The 22,863-nt window shown below is 57.8% G+C and carries 23 protein-coding genes and 1 pseudogene; 12 read left to right on the top strand and 12 right to left on the bottom strand.

The window, feature by feature from the left end; translation table 11 throughout:
• Positions 1-8 precede the first annotated feature (8 nt).
• Genes PMI01S_RS11935 through PMI01S_RS11920 form a run of 4 tightly spaced genes read left to right on the top strand, consistent with a single transcriptional unit; the run spans position 9 to position 3,284 of the window.
• On the top strand, positions 9-569 hold the full coding sequence (locus PMI01S_RS11935) for an MSMEG_0567/Sll0786 family nitrogen starvation N-acetyltransferase (protein WP_084320149.1): 561 nt from the start codon (positions 9-11) through the stop codon (positions 567-569).
• The gene (locus tag PMI01S_RS11930) at positions 562-1,593 is read left to right on the top strand and encodes a sll0787 family AIR synthase-like protein (protein ID WP_084320147.1); all 1,032 of its coding nucleotides are present in this window, start codon (positions 562-564) and stop codon (positions 1,591-1,593) included. Before PMI01S_RS11935 ends, PMI01S_RS11930 begins: the two co-directional genes overlap by 8 nt.
• A 1-nt stretch (position 1,594) precedes the next feature.
• Positions 1,595-1,930 carry an MSMEG_0570 family nitrogen starvation response protein gene (locus PMI01S_RS11925; protein ID WP_084320145.1) on the top strand — a complete coding sequence of 112 codons (336 nt, stop codon included), beginning with the start codon at positions 1,595-1,597 and terminating at the stop codon, positions 1,928-1,930.
• Positions 1,931-1,982: 52 nt separating this feature from the next.
• Positions 1,983-3,284, top strand: coding sequence for an MSMEG_0569 family flavin-dependent oxidoreductase (locus tag PMI01S_RS11920; protein ID WP_084320143.1), 1,302 nt, complete (start codon positions 1,983-1,985; stop codon positions 3,282-3,284).
• 567 nt (positions 3,285-3,851) lie between these two features.
• Here PMI01S_RS11920 and PMI01S_RS31985 read toward each other — a convergent pair.
• From PMI01S_RS31985 to PMI01S_RS11890, 6 genes and pseudogenes are all read right to left on the bottom strand, one after another.
• A pseudogene (locus PMI01S_RS31985) lies at positions 3,852-3,983 on the bottom strand (histidine phosphatase family protein); the annotation flags it as partial.
• A 366-nt stretch (positions 3,984-4,349) separates the two neighbouring features.
• Complete coding sequence (locus tag PMI01S_RS11910; RefSeq protein ID WP_084320141.1) at positions 4,350-5,867, bottom strand: amidase; 1,518 nt, start codon at positions 5,865-5,867, stop codon at positions 4,350-4,352.
• Between the two features lie 101 nt (positions 5,868-5,968).
• The gene (gene nthB, locus PMI01S_RS11905) at positions 5,969-6,601 is read right to left on the bottom strand and encodes a nitrile hydratase subunit beta (RefSeq protein ID WP_084320139.1); all 633 of its coding nucleotides are present in this window, start codon (positions 6,599-6,601) and stop codon (positions 5,969-5,971) included.
• A complete protein-coding gene (nthA, locus tag PMI01S_RS11900; RefSeq protein WP_084320137.1) occupies positions 6,601-7,221 on the bottom strand; it encodes a nitrile hydratase subunit alpha in 621 nt (206 codons plus the stop codon). The genes nthB and nthA overlap by 1 nt, the downstream gene beginning before the upstream one ends.
• Positions 7,222-7,250: 29 nt before the next feature.
• A complete protein-coding gene (locus tag PMI01S_RS11895; protein WP_084320135.1) occupies positions 7,251-8,291 on the bottom strand; it encodes a phenylacetaldoxime dehydratase family protein in 1,041 nt (346 codons plus the stop codon).
• A gap of 87 nt (positions 8,292-8,378) precedes the next feature.
• Positions 8,379-9,275 (bottom strand): transporter, encoded by an 897-nt coding sequence (locus PMI01S_RS11890; RefSeq protein WP_084320134.1) that lies wholly within the window; start codon positions 9,273-9,275, stop codon positions 8,379-8,381.
• A 162-nt stretch (positions 9,276-9,437) separates the two neighbouring features.
• Here PMI01S_RS11890 and PMI01S_RS11885 point away from each other — a divergent pair, with 162 nt between their 5' ends.
• Entirely contained in the window at positions 9,438-10,778 is a 1,341-nt protein-coding gene (locus PMI01S_RS11885; RefSeq protein WP_235864429.1) for an AraC-like ligand-binding domain-containing protein, read from the top strand.
• A 17-nt stretch (positions 10,779-10,795) separates the two neighbouring features.
• Here the strand turns inward: PMI01S_RS11885 and PMI01S_RS11880 are convergent, their stop codons facing one another.
• The 5 genes from PMI01S_RS11880 to PMI01S_RS11860 all read right to left on the bottom strand — a co-directional run bounded on the left by PMI01S_RS11880 (position 10,796) and on the right by PMI01S_RS11860 (position 16,021).
• Positions 10,796-11,584, bottom strand: a complete 789-nt coding sequence (locus PMI01S_RS11880) for an SDR family oxidoreductase (RefSeq protein WP_084320130.1) — start codon at positions 11,582-11,584, stop codon at positions 10,796-10,798.
• A gap of 46 nt (positions 11,585-11,630) precedes the next feature.
• Entirely contained in the window at positions 11,631-13,178 is a 1,548-nt protein-coding gene (locus PMI01S_RS11875) for an amino acid ABC transporter permease/ATP-binding protein (protein WP_084320128.1), read from the bottom strand.
• Between the two features lie 64 nt (positions 13,179-13,242).
• Positions 13,243-14,037, bottom strand: a complete 795-nt coding sequence (locus tag PMI01S_RS11870) for an ABC transporter substrate-binding protein (RefSeq protein ID WP_084320126.1) — start codon at positions 14,035-14,037, stop codon at positions 13,243-13,245.
• Between the two features lie 47 nt (positions 14,038-14,084).
• A complete protein-coding gene (locus PMI01S_RS11865) occupies positions 14,085-15,155 on the bottom strand; it encodes an isopenicillin N synthase family dioxygenase (RefSeq protein WP_084320124.1) in 1,071 nt (356 codons plus the stop codon).
• 14 nt (positions 15,156-15,169) lie between these two features.
• On the bottom strand, positions 15,170-16,021 hold the full coding sequence (locus tag PMI01S_RS11860) for a sugar phosphate isomerase/epimerase family protein (protein WP_084320122.1): 852 nt from the start codon (positions 16,019-16,021) through the stop codon (positions 15,170-15,172).
• A gap of 588 nt (positions 16,022-16,609) precedes the next feature.
• On the opposite strand from PMI01S_RS11860, the gene PMI01S_RS11850 reads away from it, so the two are divergent.
• The 7 genes from PMI01S_RS11850 (at position 16,610) to PMI01S_RS11820 (ending at position 21,460) form a co-directional block, all read left to right on the top strand.
• On the top strand, positions 16,610-17,008 hold the full coding sequence (locus tag PMI01S_RS11850; RefSeq protein ID WP_084320119.1) for a hypothetical protein: 399 nt from the start codon (positions 16,610-16,612) through the stop codon (positions 17,006-17,008).
• A 106-nt stretch (positions 17,009-17,114) separates the two neighbouring features.
• Entirely contained in the window at positions 17,115-17,522 is a 408-nt protein-coding gene (locus PMI01S_RS11845) for a hypothetical protein (protein WP_084320117.1), read from the top strand.
• 90 nt (positions 17,523-17,612) lie between these two features.
• Entirely contained in the window at positions 17,613-18,299 is a 687-nt protein-coding gene (locus tag PMI01S_RS11840; RefSeq protein WP_084320116.1) for a methyltransferase family protein, read from the top strand.
• Complete coding sequence (locus PMI01S_RS11835) at positions 18,296-18,565, top strand: DUF5676 family membrane protein (RefSeq protein WP_084320115.1); 270 nt, start codon at positions 18,296-18,298, stop codon at positions 18,563-18,565. Before PMI01S_RS11840 ends, PMI01S_RS11835 begins: the two co-directional genes overlap by 4 nt.
• Before the next feature lie 25 nt (positions 18,566-18,590).
• Positions 18,591-20,774: a heavy metal translocating P-type ATPase gene (locus PMI01S_RS11830; RefSeq protein WP_084320114.1), complete on the top strand. Its 2,184-nt coding sequence runs from the start codon at positions 18,591-18,593 to the stop codon at positions 20,772-20,774.
• Positions 20,771-20,989, top strand: a complete 219-nt coding sequence (locus PMI01S_RS11825; protein ID WP_084320113.1) for a hypothetical protein — start codon at positions 20,771-20,773, stop codon at positions 20,987-20,989. The genes PMI01S_RS11830 and PMI01S_RS11825 overlap by 4 nt, the downstream gene beginning before the upstream one ends.
• A gap of 156 nt (positions 20,990-21,145) precedes the next feature.
• Entirely contained in the window at positions 21,146-21,460 is a 315-nt protein-coding gene (locus PMI01S_RS11820; protein ID WP_084320111.1) for a DUF2933 domain-containing protein, read from the top strand.
• A 361-nt stretch (positions 21,461-21,821) separates the two neighbouring features.
• Here PMI01S_RS11820 and PMI01S_RS11815 read toward each other — a convergent pair whose 3' ends face one another.
• On the bottom strand, positions 21,822-22,760 hold the full coding sequence (locus tag PMI01S_RS11815) for a LysR family transcriptional regulator (protein ID WP_084320109.1): 939 nt from the start codon (positions 22,758-22,760) through the stop codon (positions 21,822-21,824).
• Between the last annotated feature and the right edge of the window lie 103 nt (positions 22,761-22,863).

The following is a 22,863-nucleotide window of genomic DNA, read 5'->3' as shown; positions in this document are numbered from 1 at the left end:
GAACTCCCATGCCGAATCTCGCCTTTGCTTTGGTCGACAGCACGTTTGAACCGTTCCGTGCCGGTGAGTTGTTGGTCAAACCCGCCAGCGAACAGTGGGAGAAACAGGCCTATTTCGCCCTGCGGCGCTCGGTGTTTTCCGATGAGCAACAACTGCTGGTGCAGGACAAGGACCGCCATGATTTTCAGGCAATTGCCATCGTTGCCCTGGCCGGCAATTGCGGGATCTCCGATCAGGTTGTCGGCGCGGTGCGCATCTATCAGCCCGAGCCAGGCCTGTGGTTCGGCGGGCGCTTGTGCGTTGCGCCGGCATATCGGCGTCACAGCATGATTGGTAAGGCGTTGGTCAACGAAGCCGTGTCGCGAGCCAAGGAACTGGGCTGCGAGGTGTTTCGCGCCACGGTGCAGACGCAAAACGAAAACTACTTTCATGGCCTTGGCTGGCACACCCTTGAACAGCTGGAATTACTCGGCCAGCCGCATTGCCTGATGCAGGCAGACTTGCCGAGCTACCCGTTGATGCCGCGTCAGGTGTCGTTGCGTGCACTGAAGGTGGTTCGCCATGGCTGACATCATCGATCTACCCGCGCTGCTCGACAACTTGCGCAATACCCCGGCGATGCGCTCGAAACAGGCGATCCAGCAACCCGCAGCCGTGATCGGCAGCAGCCAACAATCACTGACTCGCGAACAGCTTTACGCCTTGCCCGGCGATGACACGGCGGCGATTGCCTGTGGCGATCACTTTCAATTGCTGGCCATCGAAGGCATGTTGCCGGTGTTCGTCGAGTCGGCACCGTGGTTTGCCGGGTGGTCGGCAGTCATGGCCAATGTCAGCGACATCACTGCCATGGGCGGTCGCGCGACCGCGGTGGTCAATGCGTTTTGGCATCACGACAACGACGCCTCACAGCAAATGCTTGCGGGTATTCGCGGCGCCTGCGAGGCCTATGGTGTGCTGCTGGCCGGCGGGCACACCAGCCTCACCACCGGTAATCCGACCGCGTTGGCCGTGGCGATTACCGGAGTCGCGCAAACCTTGTTGTCGACCTTGCACGTCGCGCCCGGTCAAGTCATCGCCATGGCGGTGGACCTTGACGGCGCCTGGCACGCCGACAGCGCCTACTGGAAAGCTTTCGAAGGCGTGCCGGCCGAACGCCTGCGCAGCAAGCTTGATGTGCTGCCGCGCCTGGCGGACGCCAAACTGCTGAATGCGGCCAAAGACATCAGCAATGCCGGGGTGCTCGGCAGTCTGTTGATGCTGCTGGAAACCACCGGTTGCGGAGCGACGATCGACCTGATGGCACTGCCATGTCCGCCGGATGCCGACCTCTCGCGTTGGCTGCAGGTGTTCCCCAGCTACGGCTTCTTGATGACCCTCGATGAACGTGACTGGCCGCAGGTGCAAGCCGAGTTTGCCGTCGAAGGCGTGCGCTGTGAACGCATCGGCCAGGTCAATGCCAGTGGCGCGTTGACTGTCCGGCTCGACGATCGGCACGGCGAATTCTGGAACCTGCGTGAACAGGCATTTACCGGCTTCAGTTATTCCCATCTGGACCTGACCCCTTTGAATCTCAAGCAACAGGAGCGCTGACATGCCCGCCGTCAATTTCAAAATCCGCTGGCCCAATGGCCGCGAAACTAACGGTTATTCACCCTCGACCGTGATTTTCCAATACCTGGAAGAAGGCGCCAGCTACTCGTTGCCGGATTTTCTACAGCGCATCGAAAACGCCTTGAACAACGCCTCGGAGCGGGTCAAGCAGGTCAAAGGGTTCTATTGCAGTTCGGCCATGGACACCTTGAGTTCCCTCAAGGGCCAGGCCAGTTACCTGGTCGATCCAGCCCTCGCCGATGGCCAGGTGGACATTCTGAGCATGCGTACCGAAGGCGCAGGACAAGTGATCGGTGCGGGCTGGAGCTCATTCTGATTCATTGATTCCCCCCTGGATTCTTATCGTCACCAATGACAGGAGCAACGTTATGACCAGCCATCTTACTTCAATCAAAATCCCGCACTACGGTGTGATCGTCGTTGGCGGCGGCCAAGCCGGGTTGTCTGCCAGTTATTACCTGCAACAGGAAAGGATTGACCATCTGGTGCTGGAAAAGCACAGCTTGACCCATACCTGGCGCAATCAGCGGTGGGACGCCTTCAGTCTCGTCACGCCTAACTGGCAATGCGCCTTGCCGGGTTATACCTACGTCGATGATTTCAAGGGGACCGATCCTCACGGCTTCATGAAAAAGGACGAGATTAACGAATACCTGGCCGGCTTCGTCAGATCGGTGAACGCGCCGGTTCGCGAGGGCGTTACCGTGCAGCGCGTGGTCCCTCGCGCACTTGGAGGTTTCGAGGTGCATACCACCCAAGGCGAATTCACCGCTGACCAGGTGATTGTCGCTTCGGGCGGATATCACACGCCGATCATTCCGCGCCTGGCGGAACGTTTGCCAGCGGGTATTCATCAACTGCATTCGGAGCAATACCGTAACCCCGATTCATTGCCTCTTGGCAACGTACTGGTGGTTGGCTCCGGGCAATCGGGGGCACAGATTGCGGAGGACCTGCATCTGGCCGGGCGCAAAGTCTATCTTGCGGTCGGCGATGCACCGCGTTGTGCGCGCTTCTATCGGGGCAAGGACGTGGTCGACTGGCTGGCGGAAATGGGCTACTACGAGATCGGCGTCGACACCCATCCGCTGCGTGAAGGTGTGCGCGACAACACCAACCATTACGTCACGGGACGCGATGGCGGGCGCGATATCGACCTGCGTAAATTCGCCCTGGAAGGCATGGAGTTGTTCGGTCGTCTCGAAGGGTTGCAGGGCACGCGCATGCAATTTGCCGAGAACCTGGGAGAGAGCCTGGACAACGCTGATGCGGTGTACAACCGCATCAACGGCTCAATCGACAAGTACATCGAGGAGAACTCGATCGATGCGCCCACCGGCGAACGCTATCAGCCGAACTGGTTACCCGAACAAGAGCGCGGCGAACTGGACCTTGAGGCGTCGGGCATCACCAGCATAATCTGGTGCATCGGCTTCAGCCCGGATTTTACCTGGGTAGAGGCTCCCGTCTTCAATGGCCGTGGCCACCCGGGCCACCAACGTGGAGTCACGGCGCAGCCAGGTCTGTATTTCCTCGGATTACCATGGTTGTACACATGGGGGTCGGGGCGTTTTTCCGGTGTGGCAAAAGATGCGCGATACCTGGTGGACCGTATCAGTGCTTCACACATCGCCCCCTCAATTCAAGCGAAACGGGCTGCCGCAAGATAATCATCAAAAGCGGGTTTAAAGATATCAGGATGTGCCGTTGATGATCAGGTCGACCCAGCTGCGATAGCGTGTCGGGGTGAATTCCTGGATGATCGAATTGATCGCCGTGCATTCGCCACCGATGCTTGTAGGTTGTATTGATCACCACGGCACTTGCGGCATCGACCCAGTTTTCCAACGGCCAGAAACGGTGCGGGTTTTCGAGCGTCATCGATGGCGTTCAGGTCTCTATCGCCCCAAACGAAATAGATGAAGAAGAGCGTTTTTTACATACTCTGGGCCGATTGCTGCCTGTCGACAGAAGACCAACCGATCCAATCGGGCGGTGAGTTAGGCGCCACCAAAGCCGTAGCCGCTCAACTGCGAGCTACGTGACTCGTGAATCAGGTGTAGAAGCTGTTTGTAAAAATTGACCACCTTGCAAGCTCACACAATGCGTACATCATCCCGTACATCGAAAGCATTGATCACGGAAAAAAATCAATACTTTCAAGGAGAAAGAGCGCGGATTCCAGCCTCGTTTCCCACTCCAGATACGGAAAAGCGCCACTCAATGAGTGGCGTTTTTTTTTGTGCGTTTTTTATGGTTGGCACCCTGGCAGTGCGGGCGGATTCGATTTTGCGTGAGTCGCCGCACAACCATAAAACTCGAAGGATAAATGCGCAGGTAAACGGCGATAGCCGTGGCAGACGTCCATGTTCTGGTGTGCGATCACTGTACCAACAGGCCAAAAAGTAACGACCGTCAGAAGTCGTCGGATACATGTCTGACAGGCCTCCGAATACCGAGGCTTGGCTCGTACTGAACCGCGACCGTCGCCCCGGATCGGGTTTGCGCTTGCAGGCTATACGAGGCCGACAAACGACAGGATAACCAGGACGATGACCACTGCCCCAACGATGTAAATGATGTTGTTCATGAAAACTACCTCTTCATCTGAACGGGATTTCGACACACCGGTGTCTACTACTAACGACACCTGCGCGGGCAATTCCGTTCCGCACATCACTGCATCGTCTGGGCAAGCCCGGCGTGAGGTGCCTCACGTCGGGGGTGTCATCGGTTTAGCGAACCTTCCAGTCAGAGTTCTGCTCGAAGGCATAGGCCGCACGATAAAGGTCGGCTTCGGCGAAATGTTTGCCCACCAGTTGCAAGCCGATGGGTAAGCCATCGCTCATGGCACAGGGGAGTGACATGGCCGGGTGCCCGGTGACATCGAAACCGCAGGTGTTTGCCAGCATTTCGAAACTGCGTCCCAGGTAATCCGCCAACGATGCATCGGCTGGCGGTAGCGGGGTGGCTTTTAGAGGGAGTGTAGGCATGAGCAGCAGATCGTGGCGGGTCAATATCTCGTCATAGGCCAGGCGCAACTTGCGCCCCAGGTTCTGGGCTTTGCCGTAATAGCTTCCATGGTATTTGCGGGTTAAATACTCGCCAAGGATCATCGTAGTCTTGACCGTATCGGGTAAATCATCCGCTCGATTTCGCCAGCTGGCATGGTGCTCCATCATGTCAGTCAGGTAGAGCCCCCGCCAGTTGAAGCCATGGCTGTTGCCGTGCATCAGTTGCTGTGTGGCGCCTTCGGCAGCGATCGCCAGCCAGATGGCTGGACCCAGCAGGTGCATGGGGATGGACACTTCTTCGACCACCGCCCCTTGAGCACGGAACACCTCGCCTGCCTGACGCACCGCCTGGTCGACGTCGGTCTCGGAGTTGGCATGGCCGAATCCTTCCCTGAGCACGGCTATCTTGAGCCCTGCAATGCCCCGGGACAGGCCCTCGGTGTAGCGCGCAGTCGTGGTCCCGGCCAATTGACGCGGATCCAGCCCGTCGACGCCGGCCAAGACTTCGAGCATCAGCGCATTGTCTTGCACCGAGCGGGTGATAGGCCCCAGATGATCGAGGGTACTTTCGATCGGCATGGCGCCCGTGTAAGGCACCAGGCCGTGGGTCGGCTTCATCCCGTACACGCCGCAGAAAGAGGCGGGGATGCGTACTGATCCGCCCTGATCGCTTCCCACTGCCAGGTCGACCTCACCTGCGGCGACCAACGCAGCGCAGCCTGAGGAGGAGCCGCCGGCGGAGTAGCCCGGGCGCAGTGGATTGTGCACCGGACCGCTGGCTGAAGTGTGCGACCCTCCGGAAAAACAGAGGGCCTCACAGACAGCCTTGCCCGCGACGCTTGCACCGGCATCCAGCAAGCGTGTCACAACAGTTGCATCGACTTCGGGCCGATAGCCATCCAGGGTAAACGACCCGTTGAGCATTGGCAGGCCGGCGACGGCGATGTTGTCTTTGATGACCACCGTTCTTCCGGACAGTGGTCCCTCGCTATTGCCCTGGATATGCGCCTGGCATTGCCACGCGCCGAGAAGGTTCTGCGCGGCGCTCGGGACGTGACCGACCGATCGTGGGTAAGAGACTTGCGGGAGGAAGTCGGCCTGCTGATCAAGCACGTCATAGGCGTCAAAATTGGCTTGCAGCACGGACTGATAATCTTCGAGTTGTCTGGCCGTCAGGTGGATGCCCAGGCTGTTGGCGACTGCCTCGAGTTCGTCGGTGTCGGGTCGAATAATGGACATTTTGTATCCTCGCTGGAAAAAAGGGAGGCGAGCTGCTGGAAGCAAATGAATGGGGCTTCCCCCATTCATTGCGTGCAGCAATCCGCTGAAAGGGGGAGGCCTCAGGCCTTGAGCAGGTAACTGCCGAACAGGTCCACAACCACCGTGCCTGCGTCTGCGGCATCGCCCCAGAGTTCCTGAGTGGTGAAGAGAACGTGATACGTCGGCTCGCTGCCGCTCGGCAGGCCATGACCGACCGTGTCGGGAAACGGCCATTCATGAGTCGTGCGATGCACGACAGTCCCGTACTTGCCCCTTACATAACCGGGCATACGGACATGACCGTCGACGTGTTCGTCGCACACACGTACCCGTTCGCCGATCTGGAACGGCGTTGCTGGTGGACGGGCGGCGCGCCCGGTCCCCAGAGGCAGTGCCAACGGATACGCTCCCGCGGCAAGTTCCTCAAGACGCTGGCGGGTGATTGCACCTTTTTCCACGAACAGTGACGCGACCCCCACGATGATTCGATCGTAGTAGCTGGACGTAAGGTATTGCCTGGGTTCCATCCGCTCGATCGCGTGCCGCAGCTCATCCACATTGAACAGTCCCAGCTCCCCCGCACCGAGGAACAGGAGGCTGTAGCCAAGGTGTTCCCAGTCTTCATGGAACACCGGTTTGTAAGATTGTGAATTGGCGCTGTGCTGCACGCGTCCAAACCCCTGAACACCTCCCAAATCATGTATGCCATCCATCATTGATTCCCTCGCGGCGAAAGGGTGGGAGATTGCGGGCGCGCGATGCCGATCAGCACATCCTTGGTGACGAGTGTGGCGAGTTGTGCTTCGGTCCAGTCCTCGGTGCCGGAGGGGCGCATGGGCAGAACCATGTAGCGGGTTTCCGCACTGGTATCCCACACGCGTATTTCGACTTCGTCCGGCAGGTCAAGGCCCATCTCGCGCAGTACCGTGCGGGATTCCCTCACGACGCGAGCGCGGTACTCGAAGCTTTTGTACCAGTCAGGTGGCAGGCCGAGGACCGGCCAGGCAGTGCAGGAGCACAACGTGCAGACGATGACGTTTTGCAGGGTCGGCGTATTTTCCAATGCAATGATGTATTCGCCTTGTACGCCGGTGTAACCGAACTGCGCGCAGGCGGCGGTGCCATCGCTCAGTAGCAGCTGCCGGTATTGCGGATCGACCCAGGCCCTGGCGACGACGCGTGCGCCATTGGCCGGGTCGAAATCGTTTTCCATGATCTCGGTAAATTTCTCGATGTACCCCTCTGGAACCAACTCGCGTTCCTTCAGGGCGTTTTTAAGCGCAACGGCGCGGTTGGACGCCGTCGCCCGCGCAGTATTGGAATGGTCGTTCATGATCGCTATCCTCCAGACGATACGGAATGTCAGCTGCGATGCATCAAGCCGGTCGCAGCATGGCAATTGATGTACTCGTACAGTTGATCCTCGGCACGTAGCACGCTGACTTCGTGATAGCCCTTCCACTTGAGCTCGCCCCCCAGTTTCTGAACGATCTTCATGAAAGTGCCAAAAATCTCGATGTGAGTCGGATGGGATTCGGACCAGCGCTCCAGGTGCGCGAGTGAGCGCCAGTGACTGACTGAAAAAGTCTTCTCCAGCCTTTGTCCGTTGGTGTTCAGATGCTGCATGTAACGGTTGCTGTAACAACCCACCGGCAAACCGTCGTCGCGCAGGAACTCCATGCCGGCTCGCAGCGCCGGTTCCATCTGGTTCAGGTACAGGTCACGCTCCGTGCCTTCGGTTTCACTCCAGTCCTGGCCCGAACGGATGACCACCAGATTCTCATGGCCCTTGATCACTATTCGGCGTGAGGCCGGTGTCACCTCAAGCTGCCCGGCAGGGGACATGGGGTCGGTCTGGGACAACGGGATTCGGTCGCGCATCGAGCCCCAGTAGCCGTGTTCCTGGATGTCGTCACTGCGCGACCCCATCACCACCCCGATCCCTTCCAGGTCATTGGGCATGGCGTAGAAGGTTTCAAAGCGTTCGACACCCGGGGTCAGGATTTCCCGGAAGTAGCCCAGGCCGTCGTTGCCCAGATCGTCGGCGTTCCACCACTGGGCCACGGGTTCACTGGATTGCCAGCGCAGGAAGGATTGAGGGCTATCCCAATAGGCGATGGCGATCATGTTGTCGTAGCCGGCGGCATCGACGTAGTGAGTGATATCGTGATGGCCCGGTCCGTCGGCCAGTTCGAAACGCTGCACGATTTTGCGCAGTGCCGCGCAGGCGGCACCCAGGTAAATCTCGCCCTTGGACTGAACGCCGAAATAGGCCATGACCACTTGCTCGACCGAGGCATCTGCGTGACCGACCCAACCCGGGTAAGGCGGGGTGTAGTCATTTTCAATTCTGCGGTCACGAGAGCGAGGGCACATCAGGTGTTTATCAATCGCGGATTCCATACGTTTCTCTCTTTTTTATACAGACCATTGGCATCCCGACTACACGCAACAGGTGCAAGTGGGTGCGTGTTTGGAGGAAGGCAGGGATCAAAACACCCGCGCATAGCGCAGGTTCATGCGAAAGTCCTCTTTGGGACCGTTTTCGACTGAAAGATCACGGCCCAGCTGGAGCTGGAACTGATCCTTGGCGGTGACGAACCGGGTGGCGGTCAGGCGAATGTTGGTGGTGCGCATGGCGTCATCGCGGTCGAGCTGATCGACCTCTGTTTCCCCACCCCGGATATGGCCCAGGCCCACGGCGAAAGACGTGGCGGGGTCCGGCATGTAGCGCGTCATGATCTGCGCGCTGTAGGAGGTTTTCTGCTTGAGCACCGCCGAGCCGGGACCAAATGCATCGTTGTCGCCGTACCAGATGGCGTCGCCCACCAGGTCTACCGCCCACTTGTCGAGAAAGTGCTTGATGTAGGCAGCCTGAAAGTCGACCTTCCAGCGGTTTTCCCCCAGGTTGATCGGATCGTTTTTGTCGTAGGTCCCGCTCGGCACGTAGAGGTAGGCGTTGGCGCTGAGGGTGTCTCGCGCACTGTTGAGAAGCACCTTGATCGGTGCCGTCAGGATGAGGTCGCCAGTGCCGCTGGCGTCACCGAGCACCGAGGCGCTGCCATGGCCGGAAACCTGGCCGAACGGCAGCAGGAATTGCGGGTCGATGGTGACTGAATCGCTCAGTTGATAGACGTGCAGCAACCGCAGAATGCCGATGTCGGATGTCAGGTTGAAATCCGCACTGGCCTGGCGGCCATTGGATCGCAACGAGTCAGTGGTCGCATGCTGATAATAGACGGCTCCGATAGTTGCCCCTATCGGGTATTGCTCGTAGTCACCCGGTGCCACTTCTACCGCCATGGTGGCAAACGACGTACCTATCAGGATCAGTCCAAGCAAAACGGACTTTCTCTGTTGCACTAGCCACGCTTTAACTTTGCTCATTGTCTGTCGCCTATTGTGAATTGCCCCTTCGTAGGGGGGACATTTACGGAACCTGCCCTTCGTGTTTTTCGCCGGCCGAAGCCGGTGAGGTCGCGACGACTGATGACCGTGTCTGGAGCCCACTGCCGTTCGGCGCTGGCTCAAGGATGCGGTGGTCCTCAATTGGGTTCTTGGCTGTCACGGAACAAAAAGTTTTCTCAGGCGGCCCTTTGGTCGCTGGCGGTGGCAAAGCTATCGGGGAGTGATGTAAGAAGGGGTCTACGGTTGGAGAAAACCGGGCGGGCGACGTTGCTGTGCCTGCGGGTGTTTCTTCTGGAACTGCCATGCGATGTTTGGCAGGCGTTGCATGCAGAGGTTGCTTCGTTAGGCCCACGGATGTGCCTGGTATGGGGCTTGCTAGGTCATTATAAAAATCACTTCCGCAGGAAGGGGGCTTCGCACATGGGCAATCGATTAGATGGAGGTTTGCGCGAATGGAGGGCCGCTACCGCAGACCTCGGTGGCAGCAGGCGAATGCCGGTGACCAATTGGTCCTGCGAAAACATCGACGTTGCCACTGAAGGCGGTTCCACTTCCGAGCGGGTGGATTATTGGCGAGAAATGATTCTGCGGATGTTTGCCGATGTTGAAATCGGCGCTGTGCCAAACCCGGAGTTCTTCGGAAAAGTCAGATCGCAGAAGTGCGAACTGCTGCGAATCAGTGACGTCAGTGCAGCGGCTCAGGCAGTCAATCGTCGTCACCTGCAACCCAGATCCCGGGACGAAGACAAATACTTTGCGGTGTTGATGCTCGAGGGCACCGAGCAGTTGGAACAGGACGGCAACCGAGCTGTTATCGGGCCGGGGGATTTCGCCATTTATGATGCGACACGGCCGCACCAACTGAACTTTGCCAATGATTGGCGACAGATCATCGTCAGCCTGCCAAGGCCTTGCTTGAATCAACTGGTCGTGGGTATGGAAAGCCGTATGGCGACGCGAATCTCCATGGACAATCCGGTCGGACGCGTCATGCGTATGTTTCTGGAAAGCGTGACGTCACAAATCAGTCAGTTTTCTGCGGCCGAAATGCTCAGGTTGTCCGAGTCGGCCACCAATCTGATTGCGCTGACGCTCGGCAATCAGCAAACCCTCGACCTCGAGCATTCTCGCAGCCAGGCGCTGACCTTGATGCGGGTGAAAGTCTTTGTGAACGACAACCTCCGCGATCCAACCCTCAACGCACAACACGTCTCCCAGCGGACAGGGCTCTCAGCGCGTTACATCAACAAGCTGTTTGAGCATGAGGGTTCTTCGCTGATGCGGTACATCTTGCGTCGTCGCCTGGAACGTTGCAGTGCCGATCTGTTGAACCCGGCCAACGCCACGTTGCGGATATCCGAAATCGCTTTTCGTTGGGGCTTCAACGATCTCTCACATTTCAGCCGGGTTTTCCGAGAGTGCTACGGTCATGCCCCCAGGGACTGGCGCGAGGCCCAGCTACGGCAATGTTCCCCTGAGTGAAATTTCGTGCGCCTTCATTATTGGCTGGAGCGAATGGCCCCTCCATCAATCAGCAGGTTCTGCCCGGTCAGGTAGCTCGCATGACTGCTGCAAACGAAGGCGCAAAGCGCTCCGAATTCCTCGGGTGAGCCGAAGCGTCTGGCAGGAATTTCGCTACGGCATTCGTCAAGGAATGCCTCACTGTCCAGCCCCATCTCATGAGCCGCGGCGACCAGGTTGTCACGCAGTCGATCGGTGTCGAAGGAACCCGGTTGCAGGTTGTTGATCGTTACATTGCGACTGGCAATGTTGTCTTGCCGGGCCAGCCCTGCGATAAACCCTGTTAAACCACTGCGCGCGCCATTGGACAGGCCCAGGCTTTCGATAGGGGACTTCACGGCACTCGACGTGATGTTGATGATTCGGCCAAATCCGCGAGTTGCCATTGCGTCGACGGTTGCCTTGATCAACTCGATCGGGGTGAGCATGTTGGCATCCAGCGCCTTGAGCCAGGCATCGCGGTTCCATTCGCGAAAATCCCCGGGAGGAGGGCCTCCGGCGTTGTTGATCAAGATATCGAAATGCGCATGGGCGTTGAGCGCTGCCGCCCGACCTTCAGGCGTCGAAATATCTCCGGCGACGGCGATGACGGTCACCTCAGGATTGATCGCTCTGAGCTGACGGGCTGTTTCATTCAGCGTCTGTTCGCCCCGTGCCGTGATCACCACGTTCACACCTTCGTGGACGAGTGCCTGTGCGCAAGCTTTACCCAGACCTTTGCTGGCGGCGCACACCAGTGCCCAGCGTCCTGCGATGCCAAGATTCATGCGTGTTTACCTGAAAGAACAAAGCTCAAAGAAAGGGGGTTCCTGTTCACGCATGATCCGCAGTTACAGGCGTGTTTGGCGCTCGAACACCGATGCCCATAAAGCGCCGCACTCGTTCTCCTTCGGCATCGCGTCGTATGGTTTCAGGTGCAGCATCGAGTTGAATATTGCCGTTCTCCATGAAAATCACCCGATCGGAAATCGACATGGCAAAGTCCATTTCGTGAGTCACGATCAGCATGGTCATGCCTTCTTTGGCCAGATCGCGGATCACGTTGAGCACGTCATTGACCAGTTCCGGATCGAGGGCCGAGGTCGGCTCGTCGAACAGCATGATCTGCGGCTCCATGGCCAGGGCCCGAGCGATCGCCACGCGCTGTTGCTGCCCACCGGAGAGTTGATGCGGGTATTTGTGGGCATGGGCCAGCAGGCCGACCTTGTCCAGTAGCGCATAAGCACGATGTTCACTCAGCTCGCCCGGCTGGCCGTGGTAACGCGGGGCCAGCGTGACGTTGTCGAGAATGGTACGGTGCGGGAACAGGTTGAAGTTCTGGAACACCATGCCGATCTGTCGCACGCCTTTGCGCAGGCGAGAGCTGTTGGGTTTGTCCGAGGCCTCGATGAATTTTTCGCCAAACAACAAAATGTCGCCCGTATCGATGCTCTCCAGACCGTTGACCGTACGGATCAGCGACGTTTTGCCTGAGCCGGATGGCCCGATGATCGAGACCACCTCGCCGTATTGGACATTGAGGTCGATACCCAGCAGCACTTTGTGCGTGCCATAGCTCTTCTGGATGTTCTTGAGTTGCAGGATAGGCGTCGTGTTGTTGCCGGCGGCTTTGCGCGCATTGTCGGGCAATGCTTCGGCGCAGGCCTTGAACCTGGCGATGGCGGCCGCGTCGAGTGTGTGCGGCTTGCGGAAATTCAGGTCCAGGTAGCGCTCCAGACGCTGCAGGAAGAAGCCGAACACAGTGACGATCAACACGTAGTAGACGCCGACCGCCGCCAGGGTTTCCATGACCAGGAAGTTAGTGGCATAGAGGCGTTGCCCGACGGTGAGGATTTCGGTCAGGGAAATGACCGAGACCAGCGATGTCAGCTTGACCACCGTGATGTATTCATTGATCAAGGTGGGCAGCGAAATACGGAATGCCTGTGGAATCACGATCAAGCGTTGCATGCCGAGCAGGCCGACACCCAGTGCGCGCCCGGCTTCTTTCTGGCCCCTGGCCACGGAAATCAGACCGCCACGATGGATTTCCGCCATGTACGCCGCTTCCGTGACCACCAGGGCCAGCAAGCCGGAGTAGAAGGGGTTGGACAGAATCGGTCCGCTGCCGGGTAACAATTGCGGCAAGTTGTAGACGAACACCACTAGCACCAGCAACGGGATGCTGCGAAAGAACCAGATGTAGACCGCTGCGGGAATGCGCAGCAACGGCGATTGGGACAGCTTGGCCGTGGCCAGGACAAAACCCAGCAGCATGCCGATGAACCATGCCAAGGCACTGAGTTGGATTACCGTAATGCAGGCATTCCAGAAGTCCGGCAGGGAGAACAGGGAGAGAAAATACGACCAATCGAATTGCATGGGGCACCTCGATCTGCCGCCCCGGTGCCGGGGCGGCAGATGACCAATCTAAAAGGACAGATACTTAGTTGGCAGTCGGTTCTTCCAAGCCATATTTTTTAAGAATGGCGGCGTATTCACCGCTCTTTTTGGTCTCCTCGAAGGCCTTTTGCATGGCCTTGAAAGCTTCGTCGTTACCTTTCTTGACGAAGATGCCCAGGGTTTGCTGATAAATCGGGTGCTCGGTGGTAATCACCACGCGGCCATTGGTCTTTTCCGCGATCATTTTTGCTGCACCGGCGATTTCAACCTGGGCCTGAATGTTCTTGGACAACAGGGCCTGGGTCACTTCGGGCGCCGAGGGGTATTCGCTGACGGTGATGGCGCCTTTGTTGTTTGGCACGCAGTATTCATCGGACAGCTTCCTGAATTGCTTGACCCAGGTAGTGCCTTGTTCCAGGCCCAGTTTCAAGCCGCACAGGTCTTCAGGTTTTTTCGCATTGATCTCGCTGCCCTTGGGCACCATGACGGAGGCGCCGGTATTGGCATAGGCGATGGTCTGGGCCTGCGTCTGGCGCTCTGGGGTGATGTACATGCCGGAAATGACCGCGTCGTACTTGCCGGAGTTCAAGCCCAGGATCAGGCTCGGGAACTTGGTATCGACGAACTCCACCTTGGCATTCATGTGCTTGGCCAATGCCGCTGCCAGCTCAGGGTCCGAACCCACCACGTTCTTGTCCTTGTCATAGGACTCGAAAGGCGGGTAGGTGATTTCCATACCGACCTTGAATGTGTCTGCCGCCGCCATGCTTACGGAGGCACCGAGCATACCGGCTGCCAATACAGCCAAGCTCAACAGGGTTTTTTTGTTGTTTTTCATCTTTCACTGACTCCGGCGTAGGTAAGGGATGTAGCTGAAAACTTCAATCAGGACGGTTGAGCCTGATTTTTCAAATGTCCGAAACTGGCGGGCTTGCGTGCCTTGCCTGGTAGTTGAACTTCCCCGTTGGCCACCCTTTGGCGCAGATACTGATAGGTCTGCAGCGCCTGGCCATACATGTGTTCGCCGATCGTGATTTCTTCATAGTCGTTGCCTGCCTGGGCGAACCCGGGCAGTGGTTTGATCTGGGTGTGATAGTCGCAGGCATAAAACAGCGGGAAGGAGTAGCGCTCCTCCTTCACACTGCGTACCCGGTGCGCGGTGGCAACGAATGCGCCTGCCGTCATCACTTCCAGCATGTCGCCGATGTTGACCACAAAGGCATCGGCAATCGGTGGGGCATCGATCCATTGTCCAAGGTTGTTCATCACCTCCAGGCCGGGTTTGTCGGCCAGGAGAATGGTGAAGCACTCGTAATCAGTATGGGCGCCAAGTCCTGGTGCGTCTTGGGCTGCACCGTCGAAGGGGTAGTGGATCAGGCGCAGCTTGGACGGCGGTCGGGTGACCAGGCTGTCGAAGTAGTTTTCTTCCAGGCCCAGGGTCAGGGCAAAGCCGTTGAACAGGCGCCGGCCCAAGGCGAAGATCGCTTCATAGTAGGCCTGCACCGCCGCTTTGAAGCCCGGCAACTGCGGCCAGTCGTTGGGCCCCAGCAACGGGGTGTTGGCCAGCACCAGCGGGTCATCGGCCGGGACTTCGAAGCCGACGTCGAAGGCTTCCTTGTGGTCTGGCTTGCCTTTGGAATAGACCTCTTCGCCTTCGGGTACAAAGCCCTTATGGGTTTGCGAGGTGCCGATGTAATGCTGCATCTTGGTGTCCAGGGGCTGGTCGAAATAGTCCTTGGCCGCCTGGCGCAGGTTGGCGATCAGTTGCGGGTCGATACCGTGGTCGGTGATATAGAGGAACCCGACTTCGCTGGCGGCGCGCCCCAATTGTTCAGCCACGGCGAGGCGGTGTTCCAGTTCAAAGCTAAACAGCCCGGCGATGTTCACCACCGGGATGCTATTGAAATTGGCTTTCTGTGGGTCAGTGCTGGCGCTGTTGTCTTTATTGTCAGGCATGACGCAAAGGCTCCCTAAGGATGGCTTGAGTGGTGAAAACGCTCGAAGTGTTTGCGCTCGGTCTGGCCCATCCACACGTTCAACGACCACAGGTCGGCGACGGGGACATTGGTGAAGGGCAAATGATGCAGGTAGCCGTCGGCGCCGAATTCCGGGGTCAGGGTGCTGACCTGGTAACCGCGGGCTTGCTGCGATCGCCAGATGCTTTCCCAGTGCTGCTGATGGAAAGCCAGTTCTTTTGCATATTCGGGAGCTGCCGGGTGCGGAACCTGCGGGCCCTGGTCGTAACCGACACGTGCCTGAATATGGTGAACCCGCTCAATGAAAGCGCTCAGGTCATCGGCCGGGTCATTCAACAGACGTTCGCAAGTCACGACCCAATGGCTGATGTCACTGGTGAACAGCAGATCGGGCAGTTGCCGGATCAATTCCAGGGTCACCCAGGGATTGAACAGCGAACGCGAGCGGTGAGTTTCGAAACTGCAGACCTGACCATGCTTGCGCGCCAGTTCCAGTGCCTGACCGAAGAACTCCACTTGCTGTGGCAAGGACCAACGATCATTGCCCGCCAGCGCGTTGACGAAGCGTGGGCCGAGCTCGGCGGCCCAGGCGAGTTTCTGATCGAGGTCATTGAGGTGAACGGCAGGCGTTGCCGACTGGTCGGGCAGCACGTCGTACGCGGTGAAGACGGTGCTGATATAGCCCAGGCGATTGGCCTGGAGAAACGCGCCAAATTCAGCCCGTTCACGGGCGTCCAGTGGCAGGCGTGCTTCCATGCCATCGAAGCCCGCTTGCAGCAACTCCTCGAGCGCTTGAGCCTTGCTGGCGGTGTAACCCCACAGCGTGCGAAAGATTTCCAGCTTCATCGGTGATCCTCAAAAAACCCAGGGTCTACTGCAAAAGCACGTCGACGGCGCCAAGCCACTAAGCGATCAATGGTCGGGTGCGGCAGAGGACTTTGGATCCGGATCTCTGCGTCATCTGACCCACTGAACGATACCGAGGCGGGTTCGCTGTGGAGCCGATGTTAGGCACAGGCCGGGCGGCGAAAGAATCTGAAACTTCAAATGAATACTTCAGACTTTCATCAACAAATAGCTGGCTATCTATTGCGCGTTTCAAGTGAGATTTTAGGGGGGAGTACTTGTCTATGTTGGCTGTAAGCGAGGCGTGCCACTGTTACAGCATCATTTTGAAGACTCCCAAGAGACAGTGGGGTGATGGAGGTCTGTTTCTCGCCGATTGCTGCCTGTCGCAAAAACTCAACTCGATCCAATCGGCTGACGAGTCAGACGACTCGATGCCCATGCCGAACTCAGCCCATAACCAGGGACGATTCAAGGCGAGCCTTGCGCTTCTCAAGTCATCAATTTGTTTGATTTTGATCAAACTCTGCATTGCTTTGCTGGCTAGACTGAAAATTAACACGACGTAAAAAGTCGAGGTTGTACTTCATGTACTGGTTCCACCGTCACCGCCGAAGTCTATTGCACCTTACCCTCATGGTATGGGTGTTAGCCGTGGCCGTGACGGCAATCCAGGGGTGTCTGGTACAGCCGATTCACAATTTGGCCGCACCACACAATGTCGAGCAGTATGTGGTGGATGGTCATGCGCTCCACGCCAATGGTTGCCTTCAGAGCTGTGAAGACACCGCCACGGCGATAAAACCTGCATTGCAGACGCCAGCAGCGGATCCTGTCCATTGGGCCGTCCTGTTACTGCTAACGGCGGCAGTCCTGATTATGGTGCTTGATCCTCAGCACAAATCCTCTCTCGCCACTCTTGTATTGAAACGTCCCGCGCCACCGGAAAGCCCGGTACGGCTGACTTTCGTCCGTTTCAACGATTAACCCCCCTGCCTCAGAGCGGCAGAGCATTGGCTGCTCTGTCCTGCTGCGTCGCGTTTTCGCGATGAGGTCATTCCTGCTTATCCCCTCACAATCTCAGGAGTTCATCATGCAAATGCATTCTAAATGGGTTCTGGCTGCCGTCTTGGCTAGCAGTGCATTCACGGTCTCTGCCGAGGATGCGCATCACCCGGCCGACGCGCCGGCCGACTCAACGGTGAGCGCTGCCCCGGCATCGACGGCCATGACCAAAGCCATGACCGAGCAAATGCAGAAAATGCAGGCTGCGCATGACAAAGCGGCAGCGGCAGAAACGCTGGCTGAGCGTCAGTCCGCCTTGCAAGAGGGCATGAATGTGATGAAGGAGAGCATGGCCATGATGAGCAAGGAGCAGAGTGCGATGGGTTGCATGGGCATGTCTGGTGCCAAGGACGGCGCAGGCAAAGGGATGATGGACATGATGATGCAGATGATGGGGCAGCAGTCATCCATGATGGACATGCCAATGAAACAGTAAATGTGCGGTAGAGCGGCTGCAAATGACATGGCTCTGGATGGGCAATGCAGCCAGCACCCGTCTGATGTGTTTTGTTGAGGAGCACCAACCATGAGCCATACAGAATCGGCCTACGGCCTCTGGTCGCTGGTCATTATCAACTCAATAGTGTTTATCTTGTTCGCCTTCAGTTTCACCCGGCCTAAGACGAGCCGCGACTGGCGCTCCTTTGGCATGTTCTCGGCGTTCCTGGTCGCTCTGTTTACCGAAATGTACGGTTTTCCGTTGACCATCTACCTGTTGACGCCTTGGCTCACTCGTAACTTCCCTGGCATCGACTTCCTCTCGCACGACGCTGGGCATTTGCTCGAAACAGTGATGGGCTGGAAGGTCAACCCGCATTGGGGGCCATTCCACATTCTCAGCAACCTGCTGATCGCTGGCGGTTTCTGGTTATTAGCGGCCGCCTGGCGTGTGCTCTACAAGGCCCAAAATACTGGGCAACTAGCGCTCGACGGGCCCTATGCGCGGATCCGTCACCCGCAGTATGTTGGCTTCGTGCTGATCATGTTCGGCTTTCTGTTGCAGTGGCCGACATTGATCACCCTGGTGATGTTTCCAATCCTCCTGGTGGTCTACGCCAAGCTGGCGAAGCGGGAAGAACAGGAGATGCTCGCGCGATTCGGCGATGCCTACCGCACTTACTGTGAACAGACTCCTGCATTCCTGCCCTGGTCAACCTCCCGCAGTCCCAACACCCCTACTGGCGCTCCTCCAGGCTCAGGAAAACAGCCATGAACGCTCCTTGGAAAACTGGCATTTCTCTGGCCCTGACCATGGCCGTTTCCTACACCATCTGTGCGCTGCTCTATGCGCTATGGCCGACGCAGGGAATCGCCTTTCTCAGCGCCTTGTTCCATGGGCTCGACTTCGGTCGTCTGCAAGCTCCGCAAGACTACAGCGTGGCGACTTTCGTCGGACCGCTGCTGGTCTTGAGTGTCTGGGGTGCGATGGTCGGCACCTTGTTTGCGTGGTTGTCCGCCAAGCTCCATGGCAGGTCTTGATAGCCGCTTCGAGTAGGAGGCAGTGATGAACGAATCACACATGCAGCACAGCCAACATCAGCAGGCAGTTGCATCAGGAAAAATGGCGAAAGATCCGATCTGCGGGATGATGGTGGATAAGACCACAGCGTTGTCACGAGAACGTGGCGGGCGCAGCTATTACTTTTGCAGCGATACCTGCTTGCGCACCTTCGAGTCGCCAGAAGTTGAACTGAAGGCGATGAAAACCCGAGTGGCTATCGCCCTGACCGGTGTACTGGCCCTGGCGCTGCTGCGTGCAGGCGCCTTCATCGCGCTGGCCGCTGGTGCCACATTGCTCACTTGGGTGCCGATCCCGGCACTCCCTTGGTTCACGTGGGGTATCTGGCTATTCCTGCTGGTAACACCGGTGCAGTTCATCGGTGGCTGGAGTTTTTATAAGGGGGCGTGGAACGCCGTTCGTACCCGTAACATCAACATGGATTTTCTGATCGCCCTCGGCACGTCGGTCGCCTATTTCTACAGTGTCGCGGTGTTGTTTTTTCCAGACGTCCTGCCGGTCAAGGTGGCCGAGCGCGACGTCTATTTCGAGGTGTCGGCGGTCATCATTGCCTTCGTACTGCTGGGCAGGTACATGGAGGAGATCATCAAGAAGAAATCTTCAGCGGCAGTACGGCGCTTGCTTGATCTCAAACCAGCGATCGCGCATGTGATTCGTGATGGGCAAGAAGTCGACCTGCCTGCTGAAAACGTCATGGCCGGCGAGTTCCTGATAGTCAAACCTGGCGAAAAAATCCCCACCGATGGTGAAGTCAGTGAAGGTCAGTCAACGGTAGATGAGTCGATGCTGACGGGCGAGTCGATGCCGGTCGACAAACACCCGGGCAGTCCGGTGATCGGAGGTACGCTCAATGGCAGTGGAATGCTCACTTTCAAGGCGAGCAGGATCGGTGCCGATACCGCACTGGCGCAGATCATCAAGATGGTCGAAGAAGCGCAGAACAGCACGGCACAGATCCAGCGGTTGGCCGATCAGGTTACCGGCTACTTTGTGCCGGTGGTGGTGGCGGTCGCGCTGTTGGCCCTGGTCGGCTGGTCTCTTGTGGGGAATTTCCCGCAGGGGCTATTGGCCTTTATCGCGGTTTTGATTATTTCCTGCCCCTGCGCCCTGGGCGTGGCGACACCCGCCGCGTTAATGGTCGGTGTTGGCAAGGGGGCCGATAACGGCATCCTGATCCGCGGCGGCGAAGTGCTGGAGCGGGCAGAAAAACTGAGCACGGTGGTGTTCGACAAAACCGGCACGATTACCCGGGGCGAACCCAACGTAACCGATGTGATCCCGCTTGGCACAGCATTGGAAAACGAGGTCTTGACGCTCGCCGCCGCCGTGGAGTCCGGTTCAGAACATCCGCTCGGCGCAGCGATAGTGCGCGCCGCCCGGCATCGCGGCCTCGGCCTGCCGAAAGCGACCGGTATCAATGGGATCGCCGGTCACGGCATCGAAGGCAGTGTAGACAGTCGCAAAATCTGGCTGGGCAACCGGCGTTTATTCGCCCGCCAAGGCATTTCGACCGAGGCTGCCGAGGAGCACCTCATCGGTCTGGAAGCCGATGGCAAAACCGCGATGCTGGTCGGGGTCGACGACCGCTTGCTCGGGGTCATTGCTGTGGCCGACACCATAAAACCTGAAGCGGCTGAAGCCGTTGCTGCATTGCAGGCAAGCGGCATCAAGGTCGTGCTGCTGAGCGGTGATAACCACCGCACTGCCGAAGCGGTCGCGCGGCAGTGCGGCATCGAGCGAGTGATTGCCGAGGTCTTGCCGGACGACAAGGCCGCAATGATCCGTCAATTGCAAAGCGAAGGGCAGGTCGTGGCGATGGTTGGCGATGGCGTCAACGATGCGCCTGCCCTGGCCACCGCTGACATCGGCATCGCCATTGGCTCGGGCTCCGATGTAGCCAAGGAAACCGGCGGCATTATCTTGCTCAAGAACGATGTCCGCGACGTGGTTACCGCGATCAGGCTGTCGCGCGCAACGATGGTCAAGATCAAACAAAACCTGTTCTGGGCATTCATCTACAACAGTATCGGCATTCCAATCGCGGCCTTCGGACTGCTTAATCCCATCATCGCTGCCGCTGCGATGGCACTCAGCTCCCTGTCGGTAATCGCCAATTCCGCGATGCTGAAAGGTGCCCGTATCGGCTTGAATCAGGGGCCTCAATCATGAACCGCGAAGTTTTAATTATCTGTCTACTGGTGAGTGTTGTGGGCATCGCCACTGTGCTCTACCTGTTGGGGCTGACCGGGAAATCGTTTGCCATAGCCGCGATTTTCCTGCTGTGCCCGGTCTTGGTCGGCGTGCAACTTTTTCGCAGCGTCCGCCAATTTGACAAGGACGTGGCCGAGGCTAATCGGCAACTGAAAAGGAAGAATCTGCCTTGATACTTTATGTGACTCACCACCCTGGATTTTCGACGCATTGGACACGTAAACCGATGCTCTGGCTCGCTATGCTCACACCTGCGATAGCGCTTCAGCAAAATGGGAAGTGGTCTTGCGTCATGACCCTCCCTCCCGTTCCCTCCAAGGAGTGCCATCATGAATCAACATAACTTGCCCCAACACCGCGCAAGGGGCACCAACTGGTATTTTTTAGGCTTCCTGGCCATCGCCGGTTACTTCCTGTTCACCGAGCACAGGGCTCACGTCCTTCCCTATCTGCCATTCCTGCTGCTATTGGCCTGTCCACTGATGCACTTTTTCATGCACCGTGGGCATGGCGGACATGAACACGGTAAGAGTGGTGAACATGGCAATTGCTGTGGCCATCAGCACACCAGCGCTCGCAATAGCCAAGCGGAGCACGATGCTCTACCCGATAATCAGACGAAATATCCCGATCGCCCTGCATGACGGATTCGTCGTATTTACGTAATGCCATGAAGCTAATCGATCTTCGTTTGGCTCATGGCCTGATTTTTTTGAAATGGCGCGTGAGTAGAATCAGGGTCAGCGTCTGCCGAAGTCTTCCTGTCTAAGTTATGCAGTGACCCACCGATGCGGAAGCAATTGGCCAATCTCAATCGTCCGCTGTGTCGGCAGCCGAGTCAGTCCATCCAGCGCTGACCGGCGTTTCGAACGTTCATACGAGTGACACCAGGTTTGCGTTGAGGCTATGGCTGAGCGCGATGCTGGTAGTCGAAGCGCCGGGCTGGGCACACTGTTGAATGACCCGGGCCTTGTTCATTGAGCCGATCAGCAAGCAACGCTGAGGTCACCGTGAAGCCAATGCCATTTCGTCGCCAGACGCAAACATCGGCAAACGCTGCAACATCCAGTTCAGCAATTCCTGAGCCGGGGCGGCCAGTGGTCGGCCGGACTTCACCAGCAGTTTGGCCTCGACCCCCAGGAACAACGGATGGTCGATCGATACCGCTGCCAGGCTGCCCTTGGCGATTTCCCGATAGGCCGCGAATTCGCCGAGCAACGAGGCGAAATCCCCGGAGGCCACCAGGCGCTTGAGCGCTGCGAGGGAGTTGCTGACCAGCGCCGGGCGAATTTCGATCTTCTCGGCGTACTCCAGCATTTTTATCGCATGACCGATGCCGAATGTGGTGGGCGTCAACACCAGTTGGCAAGCGAGTATGTCTGCGACAGTTGCGGTTCCCCCTCTCAATGCCAACGGATGATCGGGTCGAACCAGCAGCATCACAGGCTGCGATGACGTCGCGCGATAATCGATGTGCGAATGGGGAGGGGGGTTATAGGCAAGGCCGATATGCGCACGGTTTTCGGCGACTTCATTCAGCACGTCGTCCACGGGCAGGATGTCCAGCCTGACGTCGAGCTTGGGGTACTGTTTGCAAAACGGTGCGAGCACGTTGTCGACCAATGCATCGACATAGCCCTCGCTGATCACCACTCGAACATGGCCTTGCTGCAGGCCCTTGATCGCCTGGAGCTGGTCTTCGAGTTTCTCCTGATGTGAGCGATAACCTCGCCAGAACTCCAGCAAGTGCGCTGCGGCTTCGGTGGGTTGGACGCCACGGGCCTGACGCTCGAACAGCTTCGCTCCCAATTCCTCTTCCAGCAGCTTGATCTGGCGCGTGATCACCGAGGGCGACGTATTGATGCTGTCCGCCGCACCGCGAATCGACCCGTGGACCAGCACTTCATGAAAATATCGCAGCCGTTGTTGGTTGATCTCGCGCATGCCGGGTCTCCCTCAAAAAGTCTGTGTTGCCTGCAGAGCAACGATACACGAACTTAGTTGCTCTTGCTGGGCCTGAGGTGCCGGTGCAACATTCCTGGGCACG

The sequence above is a fragment of the Pseudomonas migulae NBRC 103157 genome (genome assembly GCF_002091715.1).
Lineage (GTDB): Bacteria > Pseudomonadota > Gammaproteobacteria > Pseudomonadales > Pseudomonadaceae > Aquipseudomonas > Aquipseudomonas migulae_A.
This window is presented reverse-complemented; position numbering and strand designations above follow the sequence as displayed.